Source organism: Pseudonocardia sp., from assembly GCF_035305885.1.
Taxonomy (GTDB): domain Bacteria; phylum Actinomycetota; class Actinomycetes; order Mycobacteriales; family Pseudonocardiaceae; genus Pseudonocardia.
Window position 1 is genome coordinate 23658 of the sequence record NZ_DATGOP010000106.1, and the last position, 25953, is coordinate 49610.

The window sequence follows — 25953 nt, forward strand, 5'->3', positions numbered from 1 at the left end:
GTCAGGACGCCAACAGCGCCTCCTCGGCCGGCTGGAGGACGACGTTGTCGCGGAACACGTTGTCCGGGTCGTAGCGGCGCTTGACCTCGCACAGCCGCCGCAGCGTGGCGGCCGGGTAGGCCTCGAGCAGCCGGCCGGGCCGCCGGTCGGTCTCGAAGCTCCAGTACGACCCGTTGAAGTGCCCGGCCATCCGGTCCCAGGCCGCGTCCAACCGCTGCCTGCTGAGGCCGAAGGCGACGGCGGAGAAGTTCGCCGATCGGTGCGCGTAGGCCGTGGCGTCCTCGTCGACGTCGGCGACCGCGCCACCGACCGAGCGGAACTGGAAGAAGTACGTCGCCCCGCTGTGCAGGAAGTCCGCGGCGGCGCGGGCGAACTCGGGGGTGATGTGGTCCACCAGCCCCGACCGCGTCACCGGCTCGCCCTGGCCCTGGTGCGGACCCGGATCGGGCGAACCCACGATCCCCGGGTACGGCGTCAGCACGACCTGCTGGGCCAGCAGTGGCCCGATGCCGGCCAGCGGCTGCAGCCGTTCGACGATCGTGTCCGGATCCGGCGAGTCGACGGCGGCCATGACCGTCGCGACGGCGGGCATGCCGCGCCGCGGCGGGCCGAGGACGAGGAAGGCGGTCAGATCGCGCGGCGCGGCCTCCACCACCGACCCGTAGCGCTCGAGCAGCGTGGCCGTGTCCGAGGCGTCCAGGGTGAGCTGCGCGAACCCGAGCTCGCCCACCTCGTCGGCCTCGAACTCGAACGACGTGACGATCCCCAGCGCGCTCCCCGCGCCGCGCACGCCCCAGAACAGGTCCGGGTGGTGGTGCTCGTCGGCGCGCACCACCGAACCGTCGGCCAGCACCACCTCGACGGCGCGGATGTGGTCGATGGTGAGCCCGTGCTCGCGGGACAGGAAGCCGATCCCGCCCGCGGTCGCGAGCCCGCCGACCCCGACGCCGCCGTGGTCGCCCGACGTGATGGCCCAGCCGTGCGGCTGCAGCGCAGGCGCGACCTCGCCCCAGCGGGCGCCGGGCCCGATCCGGACGCGGCGGGTCGCCGGGTCCAGCACCTCGATGCGGTTCAGCGCGCCCAGGTCGATGACGATGCCGCCGTCGTTGGTGGAGCGCCCGCTCACGCCGTGGCCACCGCTGCGCACGCCGAGCGGGACGTCGTGGCGGCGCGCGTAGGCGAGCGCGTCGACGACCTCGGCGGTGGTGCGTGGCCGCAGCACCAGGCCCGGCGAGCCGCCACGCAGGTAGTTGGAGCGGACGGCGTCGTAGCGGGCGTCGCCGGGTTCGACAGCCCGCTCGGCGAGCGAGGCCGGGATGGCGTCGTAGTCGATGCCGGGCCTGCGGCGGGCGCGCACGGCGGCGCTGCGGACCGAGCCGACCCGCACCCCGGCCGCGGCGCGGGCCACCGCGACCCGCGCCCGGACCGCCGCGGCGACGTCGGCGAAGGCGCGCAGGGCATCCGCGTCGGCGGCGGCCAGCAGGAACGTGGCGAACCCCTCGTCGCGGGCGAGGCGCTCGAGCTCGTCGGCGTCGGCGGGCCCGGAGAGCGTCGCGACGCGGCGGACCTCCCGTGGGTCGCGCCCCGCGGCGCGCGCGGCCGCGTCCACCGCGGCGAGCCCGGCCCGCCGGGCGTCCGCGTCGACGCGGTCGAGCGCGACCGACCAGCCGTCCGCGGCCCGGCCGGCGAGGTCCGGCGCTGCGCCGCCGACCCAGATCGGGATGTCGTGGGCGGGCGCGGGACCCCGGGTGGCGCCGGCGAGCCGCTGGTGGGTGCCGGCGTAGGTCACCGGCGTGGGGTCGGACGCCCACAGCGCGCGCAGGATGTCGATGGCCTCGTCGGCACCGTCCGGGGCGAGGCCCACCTCGACGCGGCCGCCGGAGAGCAGGTCGAGGCTCGCCGCCGCGCGGGCGGCGACGGAGGCGGGCCTGCGGACCAGGTCGAGGCCGTCGAGGGCCAGCCGGACCCCGTTCGTCTCGCCCGCGATCCAGGACAGCAGGGTCCACGCGTCCGGCCCGTCGGGCTCGTCGCGGACGGCCACGACGTCGAGGCCCAGCTCCTCGGCCAGGCGCGCCAGTTCGACGGCGGCCTGCGGATCGCCGGTCGGGGCGGCCAGGCCGAACCGCAGCGGGTGGCCGTGGTCGGTCGTGCCCATCACGCGCGCTCCTTCGCGACCAGCTCGCGGACCGCGGGGGCGACCTCCTCGCCGTACACGGCGACGGCGCGCGGGTCGTCGCTGGCCAGGATGAAGCCGGACACGCCGTGCTCCAGCGCCAGCTCCGCGATCTGCTCGGACCACTGCGGCAGCGGGCCGGCGAACAGCCGCTCGCCCGACCGGCTGGGGAACTCGCCGCCGATGTTGAGCAGACGGCGGATCGCCCGCGGGTCGCGCCCGGCCTCGGCCGCGGCCTCGTCGATCACCGCGTTGCCGTCGGCGAGGGCCTGCAGCGAGCCCAGGTACGGCAGCGTGGGCAGCCAGCCGTCGGCCTTGCGCCCGATGAGCCGCAGCATCCGCGGCTTGTACGCGCCCAGCCAGATGCCGATCGGGTGGGCCGGGGCGGGGCCGCGCTTGGCCCCGTGCACCCGGTAGTAGGTGCCGTCGATCCGCAGCGGCGTGCGGTCGCCCGCGTCCCAGATGCCCCGGATGACGTCGATGGCCTCGCCGAGCGCGTCGACGGCCTGCCCCGGGGCGAGCCGCCGCCCGCCCATCGCCTCGATGGCGTCCCAGAACCCGCCCGCACCGAGGCCGAGCTCGAACCGGCCGCCGGAGAGCAGGTCGAGGCTCGCCGCGGACCGCGCGAGGACGGCGGGCGGGCGCAGCGGGAGGTTCAGCACGTTGCCCGACAGGCTGATCCGCCGGGTCCGGGCCGCCACGTAGCTGAGCAGCGTCCAGGTGTCCAGGAACCCGGGTTGGTAGGGGTGGTCCTGGAACGTCGCGAGGTCGAGCCCCGCCGCCTCCACGGCCTCCGCCAGCTGGACGACCCGCTGCGGATCCGCGTTCGTCGGCGTGATGAACGATCCGAATCGCAGGTCGTGACCGTAGTCCGTCATGGCTCCTCACCCCGGATCCACTGTGTTGTTCGCTAGACGTTCTGCGTAACAGAGCATCTGCGCTCGGGATTCCCACGATCGTTCCGGAGTGGGCCGGACCACGGTGCCACGAGGCTCACGAACCGCCCGTGGCGGGCCGGGAGGTGGTCGTGATGCCGAACAGGAAGACGAGGAAGACGACCACGGCGAGGACCAGCCCGCCCACGTAGGCGCTCGAGACGCCGTGCACGAGCAGGTGGTGCGCCTGCTGGGCGGCGTCGCCGGGGAGCAGGCGCGCCGCCTCCTGGCGCACCGCCGTGCTGTAGACGGTGGTCAAGACGGCGATGCCGACCGATCCACCGATCTGGAGCAGGGCTTGGAGGAGCCCCGAGGCCGATCCCGCGTCGCGTTCCTCGACCGAGGTCATGATGGTGGTGTTGAGCGGCATGAAGCACAGCCCGACGCCGATCCCGAACAGGAGCATCGGGGCGAGCACCCCGGTGAGGTAGCCGACCTCGTCGGTGATCCGGGTGAGCCAGGCCATCCCGGCCACGACCAGCAGGACGCCCGACAGCATCGGCACCTTCATGCCGTACCTGGCGATGATCCGCGGCGTGCTGCGGGCCGCGACGAGCTGGGTGAGCGCCATCGGCAGGAACGCGACCCCGGCCTGGAGGGCGCTGTAGCCGAGCGCGTTCTGCAACAGCTGGGTGAGGAAGAAGAACTGGCTCATCAACGCGGCGCCGAGGATCAGCACGTTCAGGTAGGCGAAGGCCCGGTTGCGGTGTCGGAACAGCCGAAGCGGCATGATCGGCTGCCTGGCTCGCGCCTCGTGGCCAGGAACAGCGCGAGCAGCGCCACCGCCGCGCCGAACGCGGTCAGGCCCGCGCGATCGCTCCACCCGGTCTCGGCGATGCGGACGAACGCGAAGACCAGCGCGGTCATCCCGGGGTCGAGGTCAGCGCGCCGGCGGCGTCGAACCGCCCCGGCTGTCGCGGTGGTTCGTCGACGAACAGCGGGGCCAGCACGGCGATCAGCGCGCCGAGCGGCACGTTGATGAACATCACCCAGCGCCATGACGCGCCCGAGGTGAGCACGCCGCCGAGGATCAGCCCCACCGCCATGCCGGACCCGGCCACCGCCGAGAACAGGCCGAGGGCCCGGTGGCGGGCGGCCTCACCGCCGGCGTTGGTCATGATCAGCGCCAACGTGCCCGGGGCGGCCAGCGCGCCCCGGCCCCCTGGAGGGCGCGCGCGACCAGCAGCACCCAGCCGGTACCGGCGAGCGAGGCGACCGTGAACAGGACGACCCCGCCGACCAGCACCCGGCGGCGGCCCAGTATGTCGCCGGCTCGGCCGCCGAGCAGCAGCAATCCTCCGAAGGTCAGCAGGTAGGCGTTGACCACCCACGAGCGTCCCGCGTCGGTGAGGCCGAGGCCGTGCTGGATCTCGGGGAGGGCGATGTTGACGATCGTGCCGTCCAGCACCATCACCAGCTGGCAGGCCAGGATCACGGCGAGTGCGATGCCGGGACGGTGCCCGGATACCGCCTCGCGTTCGATGTCCGGCACGAGCCCCTTGGTGGAACGGCGGCAGTGAGAGAGGTCCGAGCAAGATTCGGAGAATGACTCCGGATGATATGGAGTAATCCTCCGTTTTGCGCTGGTGAGGCGACCTGTTGCCCTCGGGGTGGCCGGTCGAGGTGCACGAGGTGGTGGAGGTGGAGATGGGGGCCGACCGCCCTCCGGCACGGTCCGAGCGCGCGGACGCCCGGCGCAACCGGGAAAGGCTGCTCTCCGCCGCCGAGGAGATCTTCTTGGCGGAAGGGGCCGAGGCTCCGCTGGACGCCGTCGCCAAGCGGGCCGGGGTCGGGATCGCCACCCTCTACCGCCACTTCCCGACCCGCCAGGACCTCCTCGAAGCGCTGCTCGCCGACACCTACGACCGGCTCGGCGCCCAGGCTCGCGACATGCTGTCCGCCGAATCCCCCGGCCAGGCGTTGCTCGACTGGCTGCGTGCGTTCATCTCCCAGGTCACGGCCTTCCACGGCATGGCCTCGTCCGCCCTGGCCACGCTGGAGACGGCGCGCCTGTCCGACTCCTGCCACCGGATGCGCCTGTCCGGCGAAACCCTGTTCCTCCGCGCCCAGGCGGTCGGTGAGGCCCCGGCCGACCTGGCGTTCATCGATGTGCTGCGGCTGGTCGGAGCGATCGCGGTGGCCGCTGAGCGCGATCCCGCGACCGCGGACCGCCTCCTGGCGGTCGCCGCCCGCGGGTTCCTGTCCCCGGGCGACGACGCCGGGCGGCCCCGCTCGTCGCCGCGGGGTTCGCGGTCGGGCGAACGCCGCCGAGGTTGACGGATCCGCGGGTCGTGTCTGAAACGGAGAAGTCCTCCGTATTATTCGGAGTGATCCTTCGTTTTCTGCCGTGCTGTGCGGGCCACGATCGTCGAAGCGGCACCCGCGGCGTAACGAGGCGTCGTGGCCCAGCGACGTTCCGGACCTCGACCCGTTGCTGGGGGGTGCGCGTGGGGATGGGAACCCGGGCGAGGATCCAGCTGCACGGGCGGTTCGCGGTGCACGTCGACGGGCGCCTGGTGGAGCGCGACCTGCCCGGCAGGCGGGGCAGGCTGCTGGTGGCCTACCTCGCCGCGCACCGCCGGTCCGCGGTCGACCGCGCGGCCCTGCTCGAGGCGCTGTGGCGCCCCGCAGGCCCGGGCGACGGCGCCGTCGCCGGGTTCAACGCCCTGCTGTCGAAGGCGCGGGCCGCGCTGGCGCCGATCGAGATCCGGGGCCGCAGCAGCCTGCAGATCGTCCTGCCGCCGGACTCCGTGGTGGACGCCGAGCGCGCGGCCGCCGCCCTGCACGACGCCGAGTCCGCGACCGGTCAGCAAGACTGGCCGCGCGCCTGGACCCACGCCCTGAGCGCGCTCTTCGTGACCCAGCGGCAATTCCTGTCCGGGTTCGAGCACCCGTGGGTCGACGAGCGCCGCCGCTCCGCCCAGTACGACCACGAGCGGGCGCTCGCCTGCTACGCCGAGGCGTGCCTGCACCTCGGCCCGGCCGAGCTGCCCAGCGCCGAGCGCAGCGCCCGCCGGCTGGTCGAGCTCCAGCCGCTGTCCGAGGTCGGGTACGGCCTGCTGATGCGCGCCCTCGCCCGGCGGGGCGACCACGCCGCGGCCCTGCTCGTCTACGACCGGCTGCGGCGCGTGCTGCGCGACGACCTCGGTGTCTCCCCGAGCCCGGCCACCCGCGACCTGGTCAGCCGACTGCTCTGACCGCGGCGCGACGACAAGCTTCCGACAACGTCGCGGACACCACCCGCGCGCAGACTCACGCGGTCGGGGGAGAAGGAGGAGCAGCCATGAACCAGGTGAACTGCGAGTGCGGGTTCTCCGTGCGGGACGAGGACGAGGACCGGGTCGTCGAGGCCGTGCTGGCGCACGTCGCGTCGACCCACCCGGACCTCGCCCCGAACGTCACGCCCGCCGTGGTGCGGGGGTGGATCGAGCTGGTCCCCAGCTGACGGCCCGCGGACGAGCGCCTACCCGGCGGTGGCGTCCGCCGGGTGGCGGTCGGGGCGGGCGGCGGTGTACCAGTCCAGGATCTGCTCGCCGGTGAGGAACACCGCCTCGTCGTGGCCGCGGATGTGCTCGAGGGCGAGGTCCAGGTACTTCAGCCGGTGCGGGGCGCCCATGATGTAGGGGTGCACGACCAGCGCCATCACGCGCGCGGAGCCGTCGGCGCGGGCGTCGGCGAGCAGCTGGTCGAACTGGTCGACGGCCCTGCGCCGGTACTCGTCGGCGGTGTGGTGCTGGATGAGCATCATCGCCACGTCGTTGCACTCCTGCGTGTACGGGACGTTGACGATGGGGCGGGTGCGGGTGCGCAGCCGGGTGGGCTGGTCGTCGAGCACCCAGTCGCAGACGTACTCGTAGCCCTCCTCGACGAGCAGGTCCGGCGTCTCCCAGGTCTCGGTGAGGCCGGGCCCGAGCCAGCCGCGCGGGCGTCGCCCGGTCGCGGCCGCGATCGCGTCGCGGGTGAGCTGGATGTCGCGCCGCTCGTCGGGCACCTTCTGCATGTTCTTCTGGGTGTAGCCGTGCCCGATGAACTCCCAGCCCCGCTGCACGGCGGCCGCGGTGATCTGCGGGTAGGCCTCGATCGCGGACCCGTTGACGGCGAGGGCGACCGGGATGGCGTGCCGGTCGAGCACACGCAGCATCCGCCAGAACCCGACCCGGTTGCCGTACTCGTGCCACGCCCAGTTCGGGATGTCGGGCGAGGGAACCCCGCCCGCGGGTGGGGTGAGGACGGTGCGTGGCATCGGCTCCCTGGCCGACCACTCCTCGACGTTGACGATCAACCAGACGGCGACCCGGGCGCCGCCGGGCAGCTGCAGCGCCGGGCGGCCTTCGATCGGGTCGTAGTCGATGCGCTCAGTGGGCTCCATTGCTCCCGCTCTCGATGATGGTGACGGACAAGGGCTGCAGGCCGTCGACGGAGACCCGGATCTCGTCACCGGGGCCGACCGCGCCGACGCCCGCAGGCGTGCCGGTGTAGACGAGGTCGCCGGGCGCGAGCCGGTAGTCGGCGGACAGGTGGGCGATGATCTCGGCGACGTTCCAGATCATCAGGGCGATCGGCGTGCGCTGGCGCACCTCGCCGTTGACCGCGAGCCGCAGCTCGGCAGCGGCGATGTCACCGGCCTGCGCGCGGGGGGTGATGGGGCCGCACGGCGCGGAAGCGTCGAACGCCTTGCCCGCTTCCCAGGAGATCTGCCGCGCTCGGCACTCGCGCTGGCGGTCGCGGCGGGTGAGGTCGATGCCCGCCGCGTAGCCGAGGACGAGCTCGTGCGCCCGCTCGGCGGGGACGTCCACCCCCTCCGCGCCGATCGCGACGACGAGCTCGCCCTCGAACTGCAGATCGGCGGTGCGGGGCGGGTACGGCACCCGGGTGCCGTCGCCGACGACGGCGTCGGCGGGCTTCTGGAAGAAGAACGGGTCGTCGCGCTCGTCGCCCTCCTTCATCTCCCGGACGTGGTCGACGTAGTTGCGCCCGACGCAGTACACGCGCCGCACGGGGAACCGGTCCGCGGTGCCCGCGATCGGCACCGCGACGGTCGGCGGGTCGAACAACAGGGTCATGGGGCCTCCGATCCGGCGGGAGCTGTGGTGCTGAACGTGGCCGGGCGCAGCAGCAGCGCCAGCAGCGCGCCGACCACGGAGAAGCCGGCGATCTGCACGAGCCCGGCGCCGACCCAGTCGAGGGCGCCGACGAAGCGGCTGAAGACGTAGCCCGCCACGCCGGCAGCGAGGTAGATGCAGGTGATGAACACGCCGGAGGCGTGCCCGGCGACGGTGGGGTGCACCGACTTCACGAGCAGACCCGCGAGGACGACGTAGCAGCCGCTGCTCGCGAACAGGCCGAACAGGAACGAGAACGCGGCGTGCCATCCCGGCGTGGGCGGCCCGAGGAACAGGGCGGCCGCGGACGCGGCCGTCAGCAGGTTCACGCCGGCGAGGCACAGGCGGGGGTCGAGCCGGTCGGTGAGGTAGCCGCCGAGCGGGGAGGCGAAGGCCGCCAGCCCGGAGAGCCCGACCGCGAGCCCCGCCTGGGCGGGGGTGAAGCCCAGGCCCTCCCGCAGGTACGTGGCGTACATGCCGATGTAGGCGAAGTCCACGAGCCCGAACAGCACGGTGACGACGGCGAGCAGCAGCGGGTTCCAGGTCAGCACCGACCGGGCGCCCCCGACGTGCCGCGTCCGGGTCTGCAGGCCGGTGGCCTCGGTGAACCGGCGCGGCACCAGGACGATGACAGCGAGGGTCACGACGAGGCCGAACGCCCCGAAGACGATCATGGGGGAGCGCCAGGTGCCGTGCGCCTCGAGCAGCGCCGCCGCCGCGATCGGCCCGATGACGGAGCCGAGGGCGAACGCCATGTTCACCGCGCCGATGGCGAGCCCGCGCCGCCGCGGGAACGCGCCGGCCGCCACCGTGAGGATCGCCGCGAGCTGCAGCGCCTCCCCGACGCCGGAGAGCACCCGCCACAGGAGCATGTCGGCGAAACCGGCGCTCACCACCGTGAGGATCGTCGCCGCCGAGAAGAGCAGGGTGCCCGCGACGACCAGCACCTTGCGGCCGAACCGGGCGAGGGCGATGCCGGCGGGGACGCCCGTGAGCCCCATGCCGATCGCGAACATCGTCGACTGCAACCCGGACTGGTCGAGGTCGAAGCCGTACTCGGCGCGCACCTCGGGCAGCAGGACCGGGAAGACCATCCGGTCCATCGCGTTCACCGAGTAGGCCACCAGGAGCAGCCCGAACATCGCGATGGCGGGGCCGGTGGCGACGCGCGCCCGCGGGGGTACAGCACTCGTGGTCATGGTCACCGTCCGAGTCGTCGTTGATCTGGACCTGCGTCAGTCCCACGCGCCCGCGGCGCGGGCGCGCGCGACCAGTGCGTCGCGGCGGGCGTCGGCGTCGGCCACCGCTGCGCGTGCCGAGGGCTGGGTGAGCTCGCCCTCGTCGAGGAGCACCCGGCCGTCGACGAGAACCGTGCGGACGTCGGTGGCGCGCCCCTGCCGCACGAGCGCCTCGGCGGGGTCGCCGGACGGGAGCAGGTTCGAGCCGCGCGCGTCGACCAGCACGAGGTCGGCCCGCTTCCCCGGGGTCAGCGAGCCGGTGACGTCGGCGATCCCGAGGTCGCTCGCGCCGTCGAGCGTCGCCATCCGCAGCAGCCTGCGGGGCGTGACCACGCCCGAGCCGCACCGGGCGGCCTCCACGGCCTCGACGGCCCGCAGCGTGGTGAAGACGTCGGGCGCGGTCGGCATCGCCAGCGTGTCGGTGGACAGCGAGACCGGCACCCCGGCCTCGAACAGCTCCGTGACCAGGGGGAAGCCCATCGTCCGGAGTTCGGTGATCGGGCTGAGCGAGACCCGGGTGCCCGACGTCGCGAGCGCGGTGACGTCGGCGGGGGAGGCGTGCACGGCGTGCACCACCTGCAGGTCCGGACCGAGCAGCCCCTCGTCGGCGAGCCGGGTGAGCCCGCAGGAGGAGCACCCCTCCTCGCGCAGGCAGCGGTCGCAGTGCATGGTGATCGGCAGTCCCAGCTCGCGCGCGACCGCCCACTCCCGCCGGTAGACCTGCGGCGGCGTGCGGTACGGCCCGCGCAGCGCCACCCCGATGTCGAGCAGGCCGCCCCGCCGCCGGTCGGGCCAGCGCTGCACGAAGGCGCGCAGGTCGTCGAGGTCCATCGGCTCGTCGGCGGGGGTGGAGTCGCGCGGGCCGTAGGAGAAGCGCCCGCGGACGCCCGCGTCGAGCTGGGCCCGGACGTTGACGTCGGCGTCCTCCGGCGAGCGGACGTTGTGGTCCCAGTTGTGCACCGTCGTGATGCCCGCCGTCACGGCCTCGGCCAGCGCGAACCGCGCCGCCCAGTAGAAGTCGGCCGGCTCGTGGTACGGGCCGAGGCCCCGCTTCACGGAGAAGTAGTCGCGCCCCGGCGCGTCCCCGACCGTCCCGCGCAGCAGGCTGTTCCACAGGTGCCAGTGGGTGTCGACGAATCCCGGCAGCGCGATGAGCCCGCGCCCGTCCACCACCCGAGCGCCGGGGGGCGTGCGCTCCGGTAGGCCCGCGGACACCGCGGTGATCTCGCCGTCCACCACCGCGATCGTCGCGTCCGGCACGTCGCCGATCGCGGGGTCCATGGTCAGCGCGGTGACCCCGGTCAGGACCAGGTCCTGCCGGTCGGGCAGGTCTTCCTCAGCGAACATGCCTGCTCACCTCCAGAGCGACGGCGACGACGACACCCCACGCGGCGACCGCCCAACGGAGCGCGGCCGAGGGGACCCGGCGGGCGACCAGCACCCCGAGCCGGCCGCCGACGAGGCCGGTGACGGCCAACAGGGCGGCCGGGCCCCACGCCACGGCGGTGAGGACCACGAACGCAACCGCGGACGCGGCCCCGACGACCAGCGACAGCACCCCCTTGAGCGCGTTGAGGCGCTGGGTGGTGTCGTCCAGCAGCATCCCGAGCACGGCGAGCATGACGATGCCGAGACCGGCGACGAAGAAACCGCCGTAGAACGCCACCGCGAACTGGGCCGCGAGCAGCGCCGATCGACGTGGGCCGCCCGCCCGGCGGCGCGCGGCCCACGCGCCCACGCGCGGCTGCGCCACGAGCAACACCGCGGACCCGAGGACGAGCCAGGGGACCACGGCGCGGAACACCTCGGCGCTCACGGCGAGCAGCGTCAGCGCCCCGGCCAGCGCGCCGCCGACGCTCACCAGCGTGAGCTGCGCGATCCGTGGGCCCTGACCCGCGAGCTCGGCGCGGTAGCCGAGCGAGCCCCCGACGTAGCCGGGAAGCGCCGCCACCGAGTTCGTGACGTTCGCGGTGACGGGCGGGATGCCCATCGCGACCAGGGCGGGGAAGGAGATCATCGACCCGCCGCCCGCCACGGCGTTCACCGCACCGGCCAGCAGACCGACGGCCGCGAGCACGAGCAGCTGGTCCACGGCCCGAGACCGTATGCATTGCATGCAATGCATGTCAAGGGGTCGCAGCCGCGCCTTGCATGCAACGTATGCTGTCCGCGTGGCAGCTCCGAGATCGGCGTCGAGCAGCGCGGAGGCGGTGTACGTGACCCTGCGCGGGCGCTTCGCTGACGGCGACCTCGCGCCGGGTGAGCGGCTCACCGAGGCGGCGTTGGCCCAGGAGCTCGGGGTGAGCCGAACGCCGGTGCGCGAGGCCCTCGGCAGGCTCCTCTCCGACGGCCTCGTGGTGCCCGCGGCGCGCGGCGTCGTCGTCGCGACCCTCAGCCGCGAGGAGATCGAGCAGATCTACGAGCTGCGGGCGGCCCTGGAAGGCCTCGCGGCGGCGCTGACGGCGCGCCGGCAGGCGGCGGGGCTGATGGCGCCCGCCGAGGTGCGCCGGATCCAGGAGGCCGCGGACGCGGTGGAACGGGCCGTGGCCGACGGCGACGTGAAGCGGTCAGCGCGTGCGAACCTCGCGTTCCACCGCGCCTTCGGGCTCGCCCCGGTGAACCCCTTCCTGGAGGACGCGCTGCACCGGGTGTGGGACCGCATCGCGGTGTCCACCGTGTCCAACCTCGCCGACGCGGAGTGGGCCCGAACCGTGCTCGGCCAGCACCGGGCGATCTGCGCGGCCATCGTCGACGGCGACGCCGACGCGGCGCGCCGGGCGGCCGAGGAGCACATCCGGTCGGCCGCGGAGATCTACCGCGCGGCCCACTGAGCCGAGCGGCGCGTCAGACGCCGGTCTTCGCCTCCGCCGTGACCCGCGGGGTGGCGGAGGGACGCGCGGGGCGGGTCGCCACCGCGACGCCCGCGAGGCAGAGCGCCCCGCCGGCCAGCGCGAGCGGCGCCGGGAGCTCACCGAGCAGCGCCCAGGACAGCAGCACGACGATCGGCGGGGCGGCGTAGGTGGCGGCGGCGAGCCGGCCCGCGGTCGTGCGGGACAGCGCGTAGCCCCAGGTCAGGAACGCGATGGCGGTGGGGAAGACGCCCAGGTAGGCGACCGCGGCGCTCGCCGAGGCGGGCGCGGTCTCGAGCTCGTCGAGCAGCGCGGGGAGGTACGGCAGCAGCGCGAGCGTGCCCGCCACGGCGCCGATCCAGGTGACCGTGAGCGAGTCCGCCTGGGCCAGCAGCCGCTTCTGCGCCACCGCGGCGCCCGCGTAGATGAGCGCCGCGAGCAGCCCGAGCAGCACCCCGCCGAGGTCGACGCCCCCGCTGGAGGTGGTGGTCGCGATCAGCGCCACGCCGGCGACGGCGACCGCCATCCCGACCAGCAGCCGGGCCGGGAAACCCTCCCCGAGCAGCAGCCCGGCGAGCACCGCCACCACGACCGGCGCGACGTTGACCAGCAGCGCGGCCGTGCCGGCGTCGAGGTGCCGCTCGGCCGCGTTGAGGGCCAGGTTGTACAGGCCGAACCAGGCGGCGCCCCACACCGCGATCGCGCCGAGCAGCCGCCCCTGCGGGAAGGGGGCCATGGGGCGCCGCACCCGCACGACCAGGACGATCGTCGTGAGCGTGAGCGAGCCGACGAGCATGCGGCCGAGGGCCAGCGCGCCGGGCGAGAGCTCGTGGCCGGCCGCCCGGATACCGACGAACGCCGAGGCCCACAGGACGACCGTGACGACGGCCGCCGCGAGGGGGAGGGTCTGTCGGGAGAGGGACATGGCCCAAGCCTGCGCCGCCAGAAAGTTCAGGACCAGCGATTATTGCTACCGTTCAATTCAGTCGGACTGTACGGTCGGGGTGTGCTCGACACCCACCGCCTGCGCGTCTTCCGCTCCGTCGTCGCGAGCGGGTCGGTACAGGCCGCCGCCGCCAACCTCTCCTACACCCCGTCCGCGGTGAGCCAGCACATCGCGGCCCTGCAGCGGGAGACGGGTCTGGTGCTGTTCGAGCGCGTCGGGCGCGGGCTGCGGCCCACGGCCGCCGCGCTGCTGCTCGCCGAGCAGGCCGACGCGATCCTCGACCGGATCGGGGAGGCGGAGGCGATGGTCGCCGACCTGCGGGCCGGCCGGACGGGGTCGCTGTCGCTGTCGTACTTCGCCTCGGTCGGGGCGGCCTGGCTGCCCCGCGTCGTGCGGCGCCTGACCCGCGAGTTCCCGGGCGTCCGGCTCGACCTCTCGCTGCGGGAGTGGCTGCCTGACGACCCCACCGAGCGGTCGGACGTGCAGATCGCGGTCGAGCGCCCCGACTTCACGCCGGGGCCCGGGTTCACCGCGCACCACCTGATCGACGACCCGTACGTCGTCGTGGTTCCCGACGGGCACCCGCTCGCCGACCGCGATCGGGTCGAGCTCGCCGAGCTCGCGCACGAGCGCTGGGTGGACAACGACTTCGCCCGTGGTTGGTGCCGGCGCAACCTCATCGAGGCCTGCACCGCGGCGGGCTTCCGGCCACCGTTCCACGTCGAGGCGCACGACTACCCGACCGCGCTCGCGTTCGTCGGCGCCGGCATCGGGATCACGGTGCTGCCCGAGCTGGGGGCGATGAACCTCCCGCCCGGGACGTGCGCCGTGCCGGTCGTCCACCCGGTGCCGGTGCGGTCGATCCACGCCGTGGTCCGCGACGCGGTCGCGCACACCCCACCGGTGCAGGCCACGTGCGCGGAGCTGCGGGAGATCGCGGCCGAGAGCCTCGTGCGCTCGACGGCCTCCCCGCTGCGGGCAGGGTGATCAGCCGGCCATGGTCAGCCCACCGCTGACCGACAGCACCTGGCCGGTGAGGTAGCGCGCGCGGTCGGAGGCGAAGAACAGCACCGCGTCGGCCACCTCGTCGGGCTGCGCGAGCCTGCGGAACGGGATCGCCCTGATCAGCCCCTCGCGCACCTTCTCCGGCAGCGACGCGAACAGCGGTGTGTCGGTGGGGCCGGGGCAGACGCAGTTGACGTTGATCCCGTACCGCGCCATCTCGCGGGCGAGCGACTTGGTGAACGCGATCAGCCCGCCCTTGGTGCCCGCGTAGACGGTCTCGCCGAGGCTGCCGACCCGGCCGGCGTCGCTGGCGATGTTGACGATCTTGAGCGGGTGCTCGGCGGCGAGGACCGGCTCGAGGAACGCGCGCGTGAGCCGGATCGGGCCGAGGAAGTTCACCGCGGCCAGCTGCTCCCACAGCTCGTCGTCGTTCTGCATGAACGGCTCGGCCCGGTCGAACCCCGCGGCGTTGACGATGACGTGCGGGAGGCCGTGCGCCGCGACCACGTCGTCGCGCAGCGTGCGGATCTCCTCCTTGTCGGCGAGGTCGACCCGGTGTCCCGTGGTCCCGCCGCCGATCTCCGCCACCAGCTCGGTCAGGCCGTCGGCGTCGCGGTCGGCGGCGGCGATCGTGGCCCCCGCCGCTGCCAGCGTGCGCGCGGTCGCCCGGCCGATCCCGGACGCCGCGCCGGTCACCACGGCCACCTTGTCGTCGAGTCGCACCGGCCCTCCTCGTGTTCGCGGGGCAACGGTACCCAGCGGAACACCTTGATTCAACCCATCGGTCGAATTATCGGTCATAAGGTCGACTTTTCGCCGCACGGGTTGGCCGTGGGCGGCCAGGGCACCCGCTTCATCACGTCGATGACGTCGCACACGACCTGCGGGGCGGGATCCCGCCGCGCGGCCCAGGTGTGCAGGTCGAGGTCCTCGCCCGAGGCGTCGCGGTCGTCGACGGGCACCCAGGTCCAGTCCGGCAGGTGGCGCAGCGCCGACTCGCGGGTCATGAGGACCGCGTCCACCTCGGAGGCGAGCGCGATGAGCCGGGTGTGCTCGGAGAAGCGCCGGAACAGCCACTCCGTGGCGGCGTGCGCCGCGGCCGAGGCCGCCTGCAGGCGCGTCACCTCGACCTTGATCTCCCCGACGGCGTGGGCCATCACCCGCAGCCCGTCGAGATCGGCGAACGTGACGCGGCCTGCGCCGGCGAGCCGGGAGCCGGCCTCGACGGCGACCCCCATGCGCTGCACGAGGAGGTGCTCGCAGACGAGCTCGGGCGCGTTCATGTGGATCAGGCCGATGTCGATCAGCCCGTTCTGCAGGAGGTGGCGCTGGTCCTCCGTGGTGGCCTCGTGCAGCGAGAGCCGCACCCCGGGCAAGGTCGAGCCGAGCCGGTCGAGCAGTGCGAGCCCCCAGCCATCGGGCAGGCCCTGCGGAACCCCGACCCGGATCAGCTGGAGGCCGTTCCCTCCGGTCCGCACGACCTCGGGGATGCGTTCGACCTGGGCGAAGACGTCCTCGAGGTGGCGGTGCAGGCTGCGGCCGGCCGCGGTGAGCTCCACGCCGTGCGGCGTGCGGTCGAACAGCGGCTGCCCGAGCTCCCGTTCCAGGGCGTGGATCTGCCGGCTGAGCGACGGCTGGGTCATGTGGAGCAGCCCGGCGGCCTTGCTCACGGACCTGACCTCCGCGACCTTCCGGAAATAGGTGAGCTGGCGCAGTTCCACGGCCGCATCATGCACTGCAGGCATGGCCCTCGGGCTCGACAGGCATTGGACGCATGCCCCCGCCCGGGTGAAGGTGCTCGCGTGGCGGACTTCGATGTGGTGGTCGTCGGGGGTGGTGCGGCGGGGATCGCCGCTGCGGTCGGTGCGGCGAGGTCCGGCTCCGAGGTGTGCCTGATCGAGCAGTACGGGTTCCTCGGCGGGGCCGCGACGAACAGCTCGGTGCTCACCCACTGCGGGTTCTTCGACCAGACGGGCGCGCAGGTCGTGCGAGGGGTCGGCCAGGAGGTGCTGGACCGGCTCGACGCGCACCGGCTCTACCGCACGCACACGGTCCCCGAGTCCGGGAACACGATCGTGCTCCTCGACCTCGAGACGACCAAGACCGTGTACGACGAACTGGTCACCTCGGCCGGCGTCGAGCTGTTGCTGCACAGCACGCTCGTCGGTGCGACCACCGAGGAGGGGCGGATCACCGGCGTCGAGGTGGCCCACCGCGGGGGCCGCGAGCGCATCACCGGGCGCGCGTTCGTGGACTGCAGCGGCGACGGCGCACTGCTCGCGGCGGCCGGTGCCGATGATGTGATGCTGTCACACGTGGCGGAACGACAGGCGAGCACGCTCGTGATGCGCGTCGGTGGCGTGCGGGACGAGGCCGACCTCTCCCAGGCGGGGATCGCCGCCGCCGTCGGCAAGTACACCGCCGAGACCGGAGCGGACCTGGTCCGGACCAGCGGCATCGCGGTGCGGATGCCGGTCAGCCGCGAGGTGATGATGCTGCTGGTCGACCAGCACCGCGACGTCCTCGACGTCCACGAGCTGACCCGTGCCGAGCTGGAGGCCCGCCGCCTGTCCTGGCTGTACCTGGAGGCGTTCCGGCGCTACCTCCCCGGCTGGGAGGACGGCTACCTCGCGGGCACCGGCCCGCAGATCGGCATCCGCGAGGGGCGCCGGCTGCGCGGCCGCGACCAGGTGAGCGCCGCCGACGTCTCTGCCGCCCGCAAGCGCCCGCACGACGCCGTCGCGCGGTGCGGTTGGCCGATGGAGAGCCACGTCGCGCCGGGCGTGACCGAGTACGGGAAGATCGCGGGTGGGGGCTGGTACCACATCCCCTACGGGGCGATCTGCGCGGCGTCGACCGAGAACCTGTGGGCGGGTGGGCGACTGACCAGCTCGGACAACCGGGCGTACGCCTCGCTGAGGGTCATGGGGACGTCCTTCGCGACCGGCCACGCCTGCGGGGTCGCCGCCGCGGTGTACGCCGACGGCGGCCGTCACGACTACGCGGCGGTGCGCGAAGGGCTCGAGCGGCAAGGCGCGCTGGTCTGATGGGGTCTCGCGGTGGTTCGCGGATCGCGGTGACGGGCGCGGCAGGCTCGCTCGCCTCCGACGTCCTGCCCGGACTCGCCGAGCTCGGGTACGGCATCGTCGGGGTGGACCGGCTGCCTGCGCCCCCGGGCACCCCGTGCAGCTGGGTGCGCTGCGACGTCACCGACCGCGAGGCGCTGCGCACCGCGTTCGACGGCTGCGCGGCGGTGGTCCACCTCGCGGGGATCCCGCTGGAGGCCGACTGGGAGCAGCTCCTGCGCGTCAACATCGACGGGACCCAGTCCGTCCTCGAGACCGCGCGGCGCGCGGGCGTGCCCCGCGTGGTGCTGGCGAGCTCGATCCACGCGGCCGGGTTCGTCCCCGTACCCGGTGGGACGGAGCGCGTGCCCGACGACGTACCGGTCCGGCCGGACACGTTCTACGGCGTCAGCAAGGCGGCGCTCGAGGCGTTGGGCAGCCTGTACCACGACCGGTACGGCATGGACGTGGTGTGCCTGCGGATCGCGTCCCGGTTCGCCCGGCCGCTCGGTGAGCGCATGCTCAGCACGTGGCTGTCCCCCGCGGACGCGGTCCGGTTGCTGGACGCGGCGCTGACCGTCGCGTCGCCGGGGTTCCGCATCGTCTGGGGGGTGTCGGCGAACAGCCGCGGCTACCTGTCGCCGGAAGGCGGGGCGGCGATCGGCTTCCACCCCCGCGACGACGCGGAGGACCACGCCACCGAGCTGTTCGAGGCCGCGCGCCGTGACCCGGCGGTGCTGGCCTCCGAGTGGGACCGGCGCTACATCGGAGGGGACTTCTGCTCCCCCGACCCACCGATGCACCACGGCCCCGCCGTGTCCCCGGATCCGGCCCGAAACCCATCCGCTCGATGAGCAAGAGGATCGGCATGACCACAGCGCCCTCCGCCATCCCCTCGACGGACGCCTTCGTCGTCCGGGGCGTCTCGAAGATCTTCGTCGGCGACACGCCGGTGCACGCCCTCGACGACATCACCCTGAGCCTGAAGACCGGGTCGTTCACCTGCATCGTCGGCCCGTCCGGGTGCGGCAAGTCGACGCTGCTGCGCATCCTCGGCGAGCTCGAGACCCCGACCGTCGGCGAGGTGCGCAACAACCTCCCCGCCGGGCGGGTGCCGCGGTCGGCGTTCGTGTTCCAGGAGCACGGCGTGTTCCCCTGGTTCACGGTCCTGCAGAACGTCGCCTTCGGCGAGCAGATGGCCTCGGTGGGGAAGCGGGAGCGGGAGGAGCACGCGCGGCACTGGATCGCGGAGGTCGGGCTCACCGGTTTCGAGTCGGCCTACCCCCACCAGCTCTCCGGCGGGATGCGGCAGCGGATCGCGATCGCCCGGGCGTTCGCCACCGGCTCGCCGTCGTTGCTGATGGACGAACCGCTGGGGGCGCTGGACGCCCAGACCCGGATCCTCATGCAGGAGCAGCTCGTCTCGCTGTGGGAGGCCGAGCGCAAGACCGTGGTCCTGGTGACGCACTCGATCGAGGAAGCGCTGCTGCTCGGCGATCAGATCGTGGTCATGTCGGCCCGGCCGGGCCGGATCAAGGACGTCCTCGACGTCCCGTTCGGACGCCCGCGCAGCGTCGAGATCGAGTCCGACCCGGAGTTCGCGCGGATGCGCCAGGACATCTGGGAGTCACTGCGCGACGAGGTGCAGGCATCGTTGGGGTTCTCATGACGACATCGCTGGAACGGGCCTTGCAGGAGAGGCACACCACGGCGCTGGACGAGGCCGTCCGGCGCGAGCACCGCCGGCACCGGCGGCTGCAGGCGCGCGACACGGCGCTGGCCGCCCTCACGCCGTTGCTCCTGCTGCTGGCGTGGGAGAGCGCGGCGCGGGCCGGTGCGCTCGACTCCCGGCTGTTCACCCCGCCGTCGGAGATCCTCGCCGAGGGCTGGGAGATGGTCGTCGACGGCGAGCTCTGGATCCACACCGGCGCCACCGTGGCCCGCCTGGCCGCCGGGTTCGTCCTCGGTGCGGTCGTCGGGATCGCGGTGGGGCTGCTGATGGGCGTCTCGCGCCCGATCCGCGCGGCGCTGGGCCCGACCTTCACGGCCCTGTACGCGCTGCCGAAGATCGCGATCCTCCCGCTGCTGCTGCTCATCTTCGGCCTCACCGAGACGCCCAAGGTGCTGTCCGTGGCGATCTCGGTCTTCTTCGTCGTCCAGATCAACACCCTCGCGGGCATCGTGCAGATCGACGGGCGGATCCTCGAGGCGGCGCGCGCCTACCGCGCCACCGGGTGGAACCTCTTCCGGTACGTCCTGCTGCCGGGTGCGACGCCCTCGATCATGACCGGGTTGCGGGTGTCCGCGGGCATGGCCGTGATCGTCGTGACCGCGGTGGAGTTCGTCGCGTCCAACAACGGGTTGGGCTACCTGATCTGGAACTCCTGGCAGCTGTTCCAACCGCAGATCATGTTCGTCGGGCTCATCACGGTGTCGCTCATCGGCGCGTTGATCACGGGCCTCGTCATCCTGCTGGAGCGAGCGCTGCTGCCGTGGCGGCACGCGAGCGGCCCTCGGAGGAAGGGAAGGAAGTCATGAGGAGACTCGTGGCCGTGGCAGCGACGGCGCTGCTCGGCCTGGCCGTGGCCGCCTGCGGCGGCGACAGCGGCGGTGCGGAGGGAGCCGACGAGTCGACGGTGAACGTCGGCGTCGTGCAGCTACCGATCTTCGCGCCGCTCTTCGTCGCCGACGCCAAGGGCTACTTCGCCGACGAAGGGCTCACGGTCAACATCGAGAACGTCAAGTCGGGGCAGGACGCGATCCCGCTCGCGGCGAGCGGCAAGCTCGACGCCGTGCTCGCCGGCTTCTCGGCCGGGATGTTCAGCGCGATCGAGTCGGGGCTCGACGTGCGCGTCGTGGGCTCCATGGGGGTTGCCGACGCCGACACCGAGAACCCCGCCTCCGCGCTGGTGGTGGCGAAGCCGCTGGTCGACTCCGGCGAGTTCTCCTCGATCGCCGACCTCAAGGGACGAAAGGTCGGCGCCCTCGGCGGCGCGGGGGCGACCAGCGCCTTCTACGTGGGGATGGCGCTGGAGGAAGCGGGACTGTCGATCAAGGACGTGGAGTTCGTCCAGCTGAGCAGCCCGGACATCCCCACCGCCCTGAAGACCGGCGGGATCGACGCCGCGTTCGTCTCCGCCCCGTTCTGGAAGCTGGCGGTGGACGACGGCACCGCCGTCAAGGTCTGGACGACGCCGGAGGGCACGTCCGGGACCGGCATCCTCTTCGGCGCGCAGTTCGTCGAGTCGCCGCTCGCGCAGAAGTTCTTCAACGCGCTGGCCCGCGGCGCCCAGGACCTGCAGGGTGACGCCCGCTACTCCGACGAGAACCTCAAGATCATCGGTGAGGCCACCGGCCAGACGCCCGAGCAGGTCGCATCGGTGCCGCTCTACGCGTGGCTGCCGGACCTCGCGCCGCTTCCCGACCAGCTCGCGGCCATGGAGCGGATGTGGATGGAGGTGGGCGCCCTCGAGTACGAGGAGCCCGTCCCGACGGAGACCTACGTCGACAGCCGCTTCGCCGAGAACGCCGCGTCACGCGGATAGCGGTCGGAGCCGGGCTGCGAGCGCGGACGCACCGCCCGCGCTCGCAGCCCGCCGTCGTCGCGGAGGTCAGCTCGCGAGCCCGGCCGGGGTCTGCGACAACGCGTCGGTGAGCAGCGCGACGAGCGCCTCGAGCTGGACGTCGGCCGAGGAGCCGACCTCCTCGTCCGAACCGTCGAGGGCCTGCGCGGCGAGCCCGGCCTTCGAGTCGATCAGCTCCGCGATCCGGGCGTCGATCGTCTGCGCGGCGATGATGCGCCACGCCGTGACCGGCTGGGTCTGCCCGATGCGGTGGCTGCGGTCGATGGCCTGGGTCTGCTCCGCGGCGGTCCAGGACAGCTCGGCGAGCACGAGGTCGGAGGCGACCTGGAGGTTGAGGCCCACACCCGCCGCCGTCAGCGAGCAGACCGCGACGGCGACGTCCGGGTCGTTGGTGAACGCGTCGATGTTGCGCTGGCGCACCGAGGGCGTCTGGTCGCCGCGGATCGAGGCGAAGCGCACGCCCTGCTCGGCGAACGTCAGCTCGGCCTCGTCCATCACCTCGATGTGCTTGGCGAAGAACACGACCTTGCCCGCGCTGCGCGCGATCTGGGCCGCGTAGTCGGCGGCGAGCCGGGCCTTCGCGCGGCCGATGCGCCGCATCATGCTGAAGACGTTGTGCCCGGACGACGCGTTCGCCGCGTCCTTCTGCTCCCACTTCGCGACCTGGCGCACGAGGTCGTGGTCGATGCCTTCGACCACCTCGCCGGAGCGGCGGGCGGCGAGCGCCTCCTCGTAGCGCGCCACCATGCGGCGGGCGAGCTCGCGCTCGGCCGCGCGGATCGAGCGGCCGGCCGGCCCGTCCAGCTCGACCGGGAGGTCGGCGATGCGGCGGGCCGGGATGTCGGCGGCCACGTCGACCTTGCGGCGGCGGACGATGCCGAGGTCGATGACGCACTGGCGGGCCGCGGGGTAGAAGCCGGGGTCGGCCGGGGTGAGGCCGGTCTCGTCGAGGGCGTTCATCAGGTCGGCGAGCGGCTTGGTCTCGTCGATCCAGCCGAGGAACTGCCAGATGGCCCGGAAATCGTCGATGTCGTTGATCAGCGGGGTGCCGGTGAGGGCCATCATCAGCGGGCGCGCGGTGAACGAGCGGACCCGGTCGGAGAGCGCGAGGACGTTGCGGGAGCGCTGGGACTGCTTGTTCTTGATGAAGTGCGCCTCGTCGACGACCATCCCGCGCAGGCCGAAATCGCCGAGCCACCCCACGTGGCGGTCGAGGATCTCGTAGTTGACGACGACGATGTCGGCGAACCCGTCGACCGACTCCCCGTTGCCGTGGACGACCGTGGCCGTGCGGTGCGGCACCCACATCGCGGCCTCGCGCGCCCAGTTCGTCTTGACGACGTTCGGCACGACGACCAGCAGCGGGTAGGCGTTGGCCGCCTCCGCCGCGAGCAGGGCCTGCGCGGTCTTGCCCAGGCCGGGCTCGTCGGCGAGCAGGAACGTCCGGTGGCCCGCCGCGGCCGCGGCCACCACGCGGCCCTGGTGCGGCATCAGCTCCATCCCGCGCGGCGTGTAGCGCGCGGTGGGCTCGGGCAGGTCCATGCACGACACGGCGCCGCTGCCGGCGCGCTCGAACGAGCTGAGCAGGGGACCGATCAGCTCCCACGTGGCCAGCCGGGTCGGGCGCGGCGCGCGCGGCCGGACGGCGGAGGCGTCGGGCGCGAGGAACGGGTTCGCCAGCTGCCGCGAGATCACCGACCGCGGCACCACGCGGTGCTCGGGCTCGGCCGGCGGCGCAGGCGGCGGCTCCTCCTCGCCCGGGTCGAGGCCCGCGGACCGCAGCATCTCCCGCTTGAGCGCCCGGGCCTCGGGCGTGACGACGGCGTCGTCGGCGAGCAGCGCGAGGAGGTCGGAGTCGCGCACGGCGCTCGTCGCGAGGATCTTGGCGATGCCGTCGAGCCGCTTGAGCTGCTCGGCCTTGTGCGCCTCGCTGCCCTCGCCCTCCTGGACCTTCGCCCGCTCCTCGCGCAGCAGGAGCGCGGTGGCCTGGAACTTCGTACGCGTGGTGGACGTGGCCCGGCCCCTCCGCAGCGCCGCCTCGATCTCCCGGACGGCGCGGGCGAGCACCGCGTTCACGTCCTGTGGGACGTCGGCTCGGCGACGGCCGGAACGGCGGTCGCGTGATGATGCGGGGCGGCGAGCCCTCGTACTGGGCTGGCCTCGTCGAGCCACTGACTCCTCCTGGTGGGGTGCCGCATTCGGTGCTGTGGACGGGTGACGGCTCGCGGGAAGGGGCCGACTGGCTCCTCTCGCACGCGAGCGGACCCGCGGATTCGCGGAGGTGGACACCGCGGGCCGGGCAGCCCACCCACGTGTGGCGGGAAAGGCGCGACCACCGTCGACGGCCGCGGCACCGGGCCGGCTGTCGCCGGACGAGCGTTGCCCGCCGGGTTCGCCCGATCCTACCGCCCGGCGCGCGCCGCGCCGGTTGCGGCGCGATGAACGCCGGGCCCGACCGGTTGACGGGTGCAACGCTCCGGTGCGAGCGTCGATTCCTCCCGGTCGGAGTGATCCCGGTGACGGTTCCGCCGATCCGGCCCGGATCCGCGCTACTTAGGCTAGGGTAGCCATACTTTGTCAGTCGTCGGGGCCGATCAAAGGGTTGGTGGGCTGTGGCGAGACCGCGGGCAGTCGTGACGGGCGGGGCCGGGTTCCTGGGTTCCCACCTGTCGGAACGGTTGTTGCACGAGGGCTACAGCGTGCTGTGCCTGGACGACTTCTCCACCGGATCCCCGGCCAACGTCGCGCACCTGGCCGAGATCGGGCCGTTCCGCCTGGTGCGGGCCGACGTCACCGACTTCGTGCACGTCGTCGGCGACGTCGACGCGGTGCTGCACTTCGCCTCGCCCGCGTCGCCCGCCGACTACCTGCGGATGCCCATCGAGACGCTGAAGGTCGGCTCGATCGGGACGCTGCACACGCTCGGCCTGGCCAAGGAGAAGAAGGCGCGGTTCCTGCTCGCCTCGACGTCCGAGGCCTACGGCGACCCGCAGGTGCACCCGCAGCCGGAGACCTACTGGGGCCACGTCAACCCGGTCGGGCCGCGCGGGGTCTACGACGAGGCGAAGCGGTTCGCCGAGGCGATGACGATGGCCTACCGGCGGGCGCAGGGCGTCGACACCGCGATCGTACGGATCTTCAACACGCACGGCCCGCGGATGCGCCCCGACGACGGCCGCGCGGTGCCGACGTTCATCCGCCAGGCGCTCACCGGCGGGCCGATCACCGTATCCGGTGACGGCAGTCAGACCAGGTCCATCCAGTACGTCGACGACCTCGTCGAGGGGTGCGTGCGGCTGCTGCACTCGCGGGAGGCGGGGCCGGTGAACATCGGCAACCCGTGCGAGGTGTCGATGACCGAGCTGGCGCTGCTCGTGCGCGACCTGGTCGGCTCCGACAGCCCGCTGGAGTACGTGCCCCGGCCCGAGGACGACCCCACCGTGCGCAGGCCCGACATCAGCCTCGCGCGCGCCGTGCTCGGCTGGGAGCCGAAGGTCGACCTCGCCGACGGCCTGCGCCGCACCATCGACTGGTTCCGCGCCACGCTCGACGACCCCGCCGTCGTGCGGGCCGTCTGATCTGGATGTCGGCAACGGCCGAACCCCGGCCCGACCTCGAGGTGGTCGTCATCGGCGCCGGGCCGGCGGGGCTCACCGCCGCCGCCGAGCTCGTGGCCGCCGGCGTCCCGGCCACCGTCGTCGAGGCCGACTCCGTGGTGGGCGGGATCAGCCGCACCGTCGAGCGCGAGGGCTGGCGCTTCGACATCGGCGGGCACCGCTTCTTCACCAAGGTCGAGCGGGTCGCCCGGTTCTGGCACGACCTGCTCGGCGACGAGGAGTTCCTCCTGCGCCCCCGGCGCAGCCGCATCCTCTACCGCGGCCGGTTCTTCGAGTACCCGCTGCGGCCGTGGGACGCGCTGCGCAACCTCGGGTTCGTGGAGGCGATGCGCTGCATCGCGTCCTACGCGTGGGCGCAGATCCACCCGCCCGCCGACCAGACGAACCTGGAGGGCTGGGTCTCCGCACGCTTCGGCAAGCGCCTCTACCGGCACTTCTTCAAAAGCTACAACGAGAAGGTGTGGGGCATGCCCGCCTCGGCGATGCCCGCCGACTGGGCCGCCCAGCGGATCAAGAACCTCTCGCTCGCGGCCGCGGTGCGCAACGCGCTGCTGCCGCGGCGCCGCACGGAGGTCGTCTCGCTGATCGAGCAGTTCCACTACCCGCGGCTGGGCCCCGGGCTGATGTGGGAGCGCTGCGCCGAGCGGGTGGAGGCCGCGGGCTGCAAGGTACTGCTCGAGCAGCCGGTCACCCGCCTCCGCCGGGAGGACGGGCGCGTGGTGAGCGTCGAGACCACCGCCGACGGCGCCGTCTCGGTCTACCCGTGCACGCACGTGATCTCGTCGATGCCGCTGCCCGAGCTGGTCAGGGCGATGGACCCGCCCCCGCCGCCCGAGGTCGCCGCCGCGGCCGCCGCCCTGCGGTTCCGCGACTTCCTCACCGTGGCGCTCGTCGTGCCCGCCGAGTGCGCCTTCGCCGACAACTGGATCTACGTGCACTCCCCGGAGGTAGCGGTCGGGCGGATCCAGAACTTCGGGGCCTGGTCGGAGGCGATGGTGCAGCCGGGGCGCACCTGCCTGGGGCTGGAGTACTTCGTCTTCGAGGGCGACGAGCTGTGGGAGCTGCCCGACGAGGAGCTGGTCGCGCTGGGCACGCGGGAGCTCGCGGCGATCGGCCTCGTCCCGGCGGACCGGGTCGAGGCGGGCTACGTCGTGCGGATGCCCAAGGCCTACCCGGTCTACGAGGAGGGCTTCGCCGAGCGCGTCGCGCTGCTGCGCTCCTGGCTCGCCGAGCACGCGCCGAACGTGCAGCCGGTCGGGCGCAACGGCCAGCACCGCTACAACAACCAGGACCACTCGATGCTCACGGCGATGCTCGCCGTGGAGAACGTCCTCGGCGCCGACCACGACATCTGGTCGGTGAACGTCGACGCCGACTACCACGAGGAGATCAGCACCGGCCGGGACGCGCCGGTGCTCCCGCGCCGGGGCTGAGCGGAC

The 25953-nt window shown here is 73.5% G+C and carries 25 protein-coding genes and 1 pseudogene; 12 read left to right on the top strand and 14 right to left on the bottom strand.

Annotated features, from left to right (window positions below; translation table 11 throughout):
* Position 1: 1 nt before the first annotated feature.
* The 5 genes and pseudogenes from VKZ81_RS22235 to VKZ81_RS22255 all read right to left on the bottom strand — a co-directional run bounded on the left by VKZ81_RS22235 (position 2) and on the right by VKZ81_RS22255 (position 4519).
* Complete coding sequence (locus tag VKZ81_RS22235) at positions 2-2155, bottom strand: LLM class flavin-dependent oxidoreductase (RefSeq protein ID WP_324243575.1); 2154 nt, start codon at positions 2153-2155, stop codon at positions 2-4.
* Complete coding sequence (locus VKZ81_RS22240) at positions 2155-3051, bottom strand: LLM class flavin-dependent oxidoreductase (RefSeq protein ID WP_324243576.1); 897 nt, start codon at positions 3049-3051, stop codon at positions 2155-2157. Before VKZ81_RS22240 ends, VKZ81_RS22235 begins: the two co-directional genes overlap by 1 nt.
* Before the next feature lie 115 nt (positions 3052-3166).
* Positions 3167-3841 (bottom strand): MFS transporter, encoded by a 675-nt coding sequence (locus tag VKZ81_RS22245; protein WP_324243599.1) that lies wholly within the window; start codon positions 3839-3841, stop codon positions 3167-3169.
* On the bottom strand, positions 3790-3975 hold the full coding sequence (locus VKZ81_RS22250) for a hypothetical protein (protein WP_324243600.1): 186 nt from the start codon (positions 3973-3975) through the stop codon (positions 3790-3792). Before VKZ81_RS22250 ends, VKZ81_RS22245 begins: the two co-directional genes overlap by 52 nt.
* Positions 3972-4519 (bottom strand): annotated as a pseudogene (locus VKZ81_RS22255) (MFS transporter). The gene VKZ81_RS22250 and the pseudogene VKZ81_RS22255 overlap by 4 nt, the downstream one beginning before the upstream one ends.
* Positions 4520-4707: 188 nt before the next feature.
* On the opposite strand from VKZ81_RS22255, the gene VKZ81_RS22260 reads away from it, so the two are divergent.
* The 3 genes from VKZ81_RS22260 (at position 4708) to VKZ81_RS22270 (ending at position 6553) form a co-directional block, all read left to right on the top strand.
* On the top strand, positions 4708-5385 hold the full coding sequence (locus VKZ81_RS22260; RefSeq protein WP_324243577.1) for a TetR/AcrR family transcriptional regulator: 678 nt from the start codon (positions 4708-4710) through the stop codon (positions 5383-5385).
* 176 nt (positions 5386-5561) lie between these two features.
* Positions 5562-6305 (top strand): AfsR/SARP family transcriptional regulator, encoded by a 744-nt coding sequence (locus tag VKZ81_RS22265; RefSeq protein ID WP_324243578.1) that lies wholly within the window; start codon positions 5562-5564, stop codon positions 6303-6305.
* An 86-nt stretch (positions 6306-6391) separates the two neighbouring features.
* Entirely contained in the window at positions 6392-6553 is a 162-nt protein-coding gene (locus VKZ81_RS22270; protein ID WP_324243579.1) for a DUF1059 domain-containing protein, read from the top strand.
* Between the two features lie 18 nt (positions 6554-6571).
* Here the strand turns inward: VKZ81_RS22270 and VKZ81_RS22275 are convergent, their stop codons facing one another.
* From VKZ81_RS22275 to VKZ81_RS22295, 5 genes are read right to left on the bottom strand one after another with little or no spacing between them, the layout of a single operon-like run.
* Positions 6572-7477, bottom strand: coding sequence for a polysaccharide deacetylase family protein (locus VKZ81_RS22275; RefSeq protein ID WP_324243580.1), 906 nt, complete (start codon positions 7475-7477; stop codon positions 6572-6574).
* Positions 7464-8171 (bottom strand): fumarylacetoacetate hydrolase family protein, encoded by a 708-nt coding sequence (locus tag VKZ81_RS22280; protein ID WP_324243581.1) that lies wholly within the window; start codon positions 8169-8171, stop codon positions 7464-7466. Before VKZ81_RS22280 ends, VKZ81_RS22275 begins: the two co-directional genes overlap by 14 nt.
* On the bottom strand, positions 8168-9409 hold the full coding sequence (locus tag VKZ81_RS22285) for an MFS transporter (protein ID WP_324243582.1): 1242 nt from the start codon (positions 9407-9409) through the stop codon (positions 8168-8170). Before VKZ81_RS22285 ends, VKZ81_RS22280 begins: the two co-directional genes overlap by 4 nt.
* Before the next feature lie 36 nt (positions 9410-9445).
* A complete protein-coding gene (locus VKZ81_RS22290; RefSeq protein WP_324243583.1) occupies positions 9446-10795 on the bottom strand; it encodes an amidohydrolase family protein in 1350 nt (449 codons plus the stop codon).
* Complete coding sequence (locus VKZ81_RS22295) at positions 10785-11540, bottom strand: sulfite exporter TauE/SafE family protein (protein ID WP_324243584.1); 756 nt, start codon at positions 11538-11540, stop codon at positions 10785-10787. The genes VKZ81_RS22290 and VKZ81_RS22295 overlap by 11 nt, the downstream gene beginning before the upstream one ends.
* A gap of 79 nt (positions 11541-11619) precedes the next feature.
* Here VKZ81_RS22295 and VKZ81_RS22300 point away from each other — a divergent pair, with 79 nt between their 5' ends.
* Positions 11620-12279, top strand: a complete 660-nt coding sequence (locus tag VKZ81_RS22300) for a GntR family transcriptional regulator (protein ID WP_324243585.1) — start codon at positions 11620-11622, stop codon at positions 12277-12279.
* A gap of 13 nt (positions 12280-12292) precedes the next feature.
* Here the strand turns inward: VKZ81_RS22300 and VKZ81_RS22305 are convergent, their stop codons facing one another.
* Positions 12293-13222: a DMT family transporter gene (locus VKZ81_RS22305; RefSeq protein ID WP_324243586.1), complete on the bottom strand. Its 930-nt coding sequence runs from the start codon at positions 13220-13222 to the stop codon at positions 12293-12295.
* 81 nt (positions 13223-13303) lie between these two features.
* Here VKZ81_RS22305 and VKZ81_RS22310 point away from each other — a divergent pair, with 81 nt between their 5' ends.
* A complete protein-coding gene (locus tag VKZ81_RS22310) occupies positions 13304-14230 on the top strand; it encodes a LysR family transcriptional regulator (RefSeq protein WP_324243587.1) in 927 nt (308 codons plus the stop codon).
* Here the strand turns inward: VKZ81_RS22310 and VKZ81_RS22315 are convergent, their stop codons facing one another.
* Positions 14231-14971, bottom strand: a complete 741-nt coding sequence (locus tag VKZ81_RS22315) for an SDR family NAD(P)-dependent oxidoreductase (protein WP_324243588.1) — start codon at positions 14969-14971, stop codon at positions 14231-14233.
* Positions 14972-15045: 74 nt separating this feature from the next.
* Complete coding sequence (locus VKZ81_RS22320; protein ID WP_324243589.1) at positions 15046-15969, bottom strand: LysR family transcriptional regulator; 924 nt, start codon at positions 15967-15969, stop codon at positions 15046-15048.
* An 81-nt stretch (positions 15970-16050) separates the two neighbouring features.
* Here VKZ81_RS22320 and VKZ81_RS22325 point away from each other — a divergent pair, with 81 nt between their 5' ends.
* The 5 genes from VKZ81_RS22325 to VKZ81_RS22345 are packed head-to-tail and all read left to right on the top strand — an operon-like array spanning position 16051 to position 20858.
* Positions 16051-17295 (top strand): FAD-dependent oxidoreductase, encoded by a 1245-nt coding sequence (locus VKZ81_RS22325; protein WP_324243590.1) that lies wholly within the window; start codon positions 16051-16053, stop codon positions 17293-17295.
* Between the two features lie 29 nt (positions 17296-17324).
* The gene (locus tag VKZ81_RS22330) at positions 17325-18167 is read left to right on the top strand and encodes an NAD-dependent epimerase/dehydratase family protein (RefSeq protein WP_324243591.1); all 843 of its coding nucleotides are present in this window, start codon (positions 17325-17327) and stop codon (positions 18165-18167) included.
* Positions 18168-18181: 14 nt separating this feature from the next.
* Complete coding sequence (locus tag VKZ81_RS22335; RefSeq protein ID WP_324243592.1) at positions 18182-18982, top strand: ABC transporter ATP-binding protein; 801 nt, start codon at positions 18182-18184, stop codon at positions 18980-18982.
* Positions 18979-19851: an ABC transporter permease gene (locus VKZ81_RS22340; RefSeq protein WP_324243593.1), complete on the top strand. Its 873-nt coding sequence runs from the start codon at positions 18979-18981 to the stop codon at positions 19849-19851. Before VKZ81_RS22335 ends, VKZ81_RS22340 begins: the two co-directional genes overlap by 4 nt.
* Complete coding sequence (locus VKZ81_RS22345) at positions 19848-20858, top strand: ABC transporter substrate-binding protein (RefSeq protein ID WP_324243594.1); 1011 nt, start codon at positions 19848-19850, stop codon at positions 20856-20858. Before VKZ81_RS22340 ends, VKZ81_RS22345 begins: the two co-directional genes overlap by 4 nt.
* A 66-nt stretch (positions 20859-20924) precedes the next feature.
* Here the strand turns inward: VKZ81_RS22345 and VKZ81_RS22350 are convergent, their stop codons facing one another.
* Positions 20925-22973 (bottom strand): DEAD/DEAH box helicase, encoded by a 2049-nt coding sequence (locus tag VKZ81_RS22350; RefSeq protein WP_324243595.1) that lies wholly within the window; start codon positions 22971-22973, stop codon positions 20925-20927.
* 557 nt (positions 22974-23530) lie between these two features.
* Between VKZ81_RS22350 and VKZ81_RS22355 the strand changes: the two genes are divergently transcribed.
* Together VKZ81_RS22355 and VKZ81_RS22360 are read left to right on the top strand one after the other, a co-directional pair.
* On the top strand, positions 23531-24475 hold the full coding sequence (locus VKZ81_RS22355) for a UDP-glucuronic acid decarboxylase family protein (protein ID WP_324243596.1): 945 nt from the start codon (positions 23531-23533) through the stop codon (positions 24473-24475).
* 5 nt (positions 24476-24480) lie between these two features.
* Positions 24481-25947: an NAD(P)/FAD-dependent oxidoreductase gene (locus tag VKZ81_RS22360; protein ID WP_324243597.1), complete on the top strand. Its 1467-nt coding sequence runs from the start codon at positions 24481-24483 to the stop codon at positions 25945-25947.
* The last annotated feature ends 6 nt before the right edge of the window (positions 25948-25953 follow it).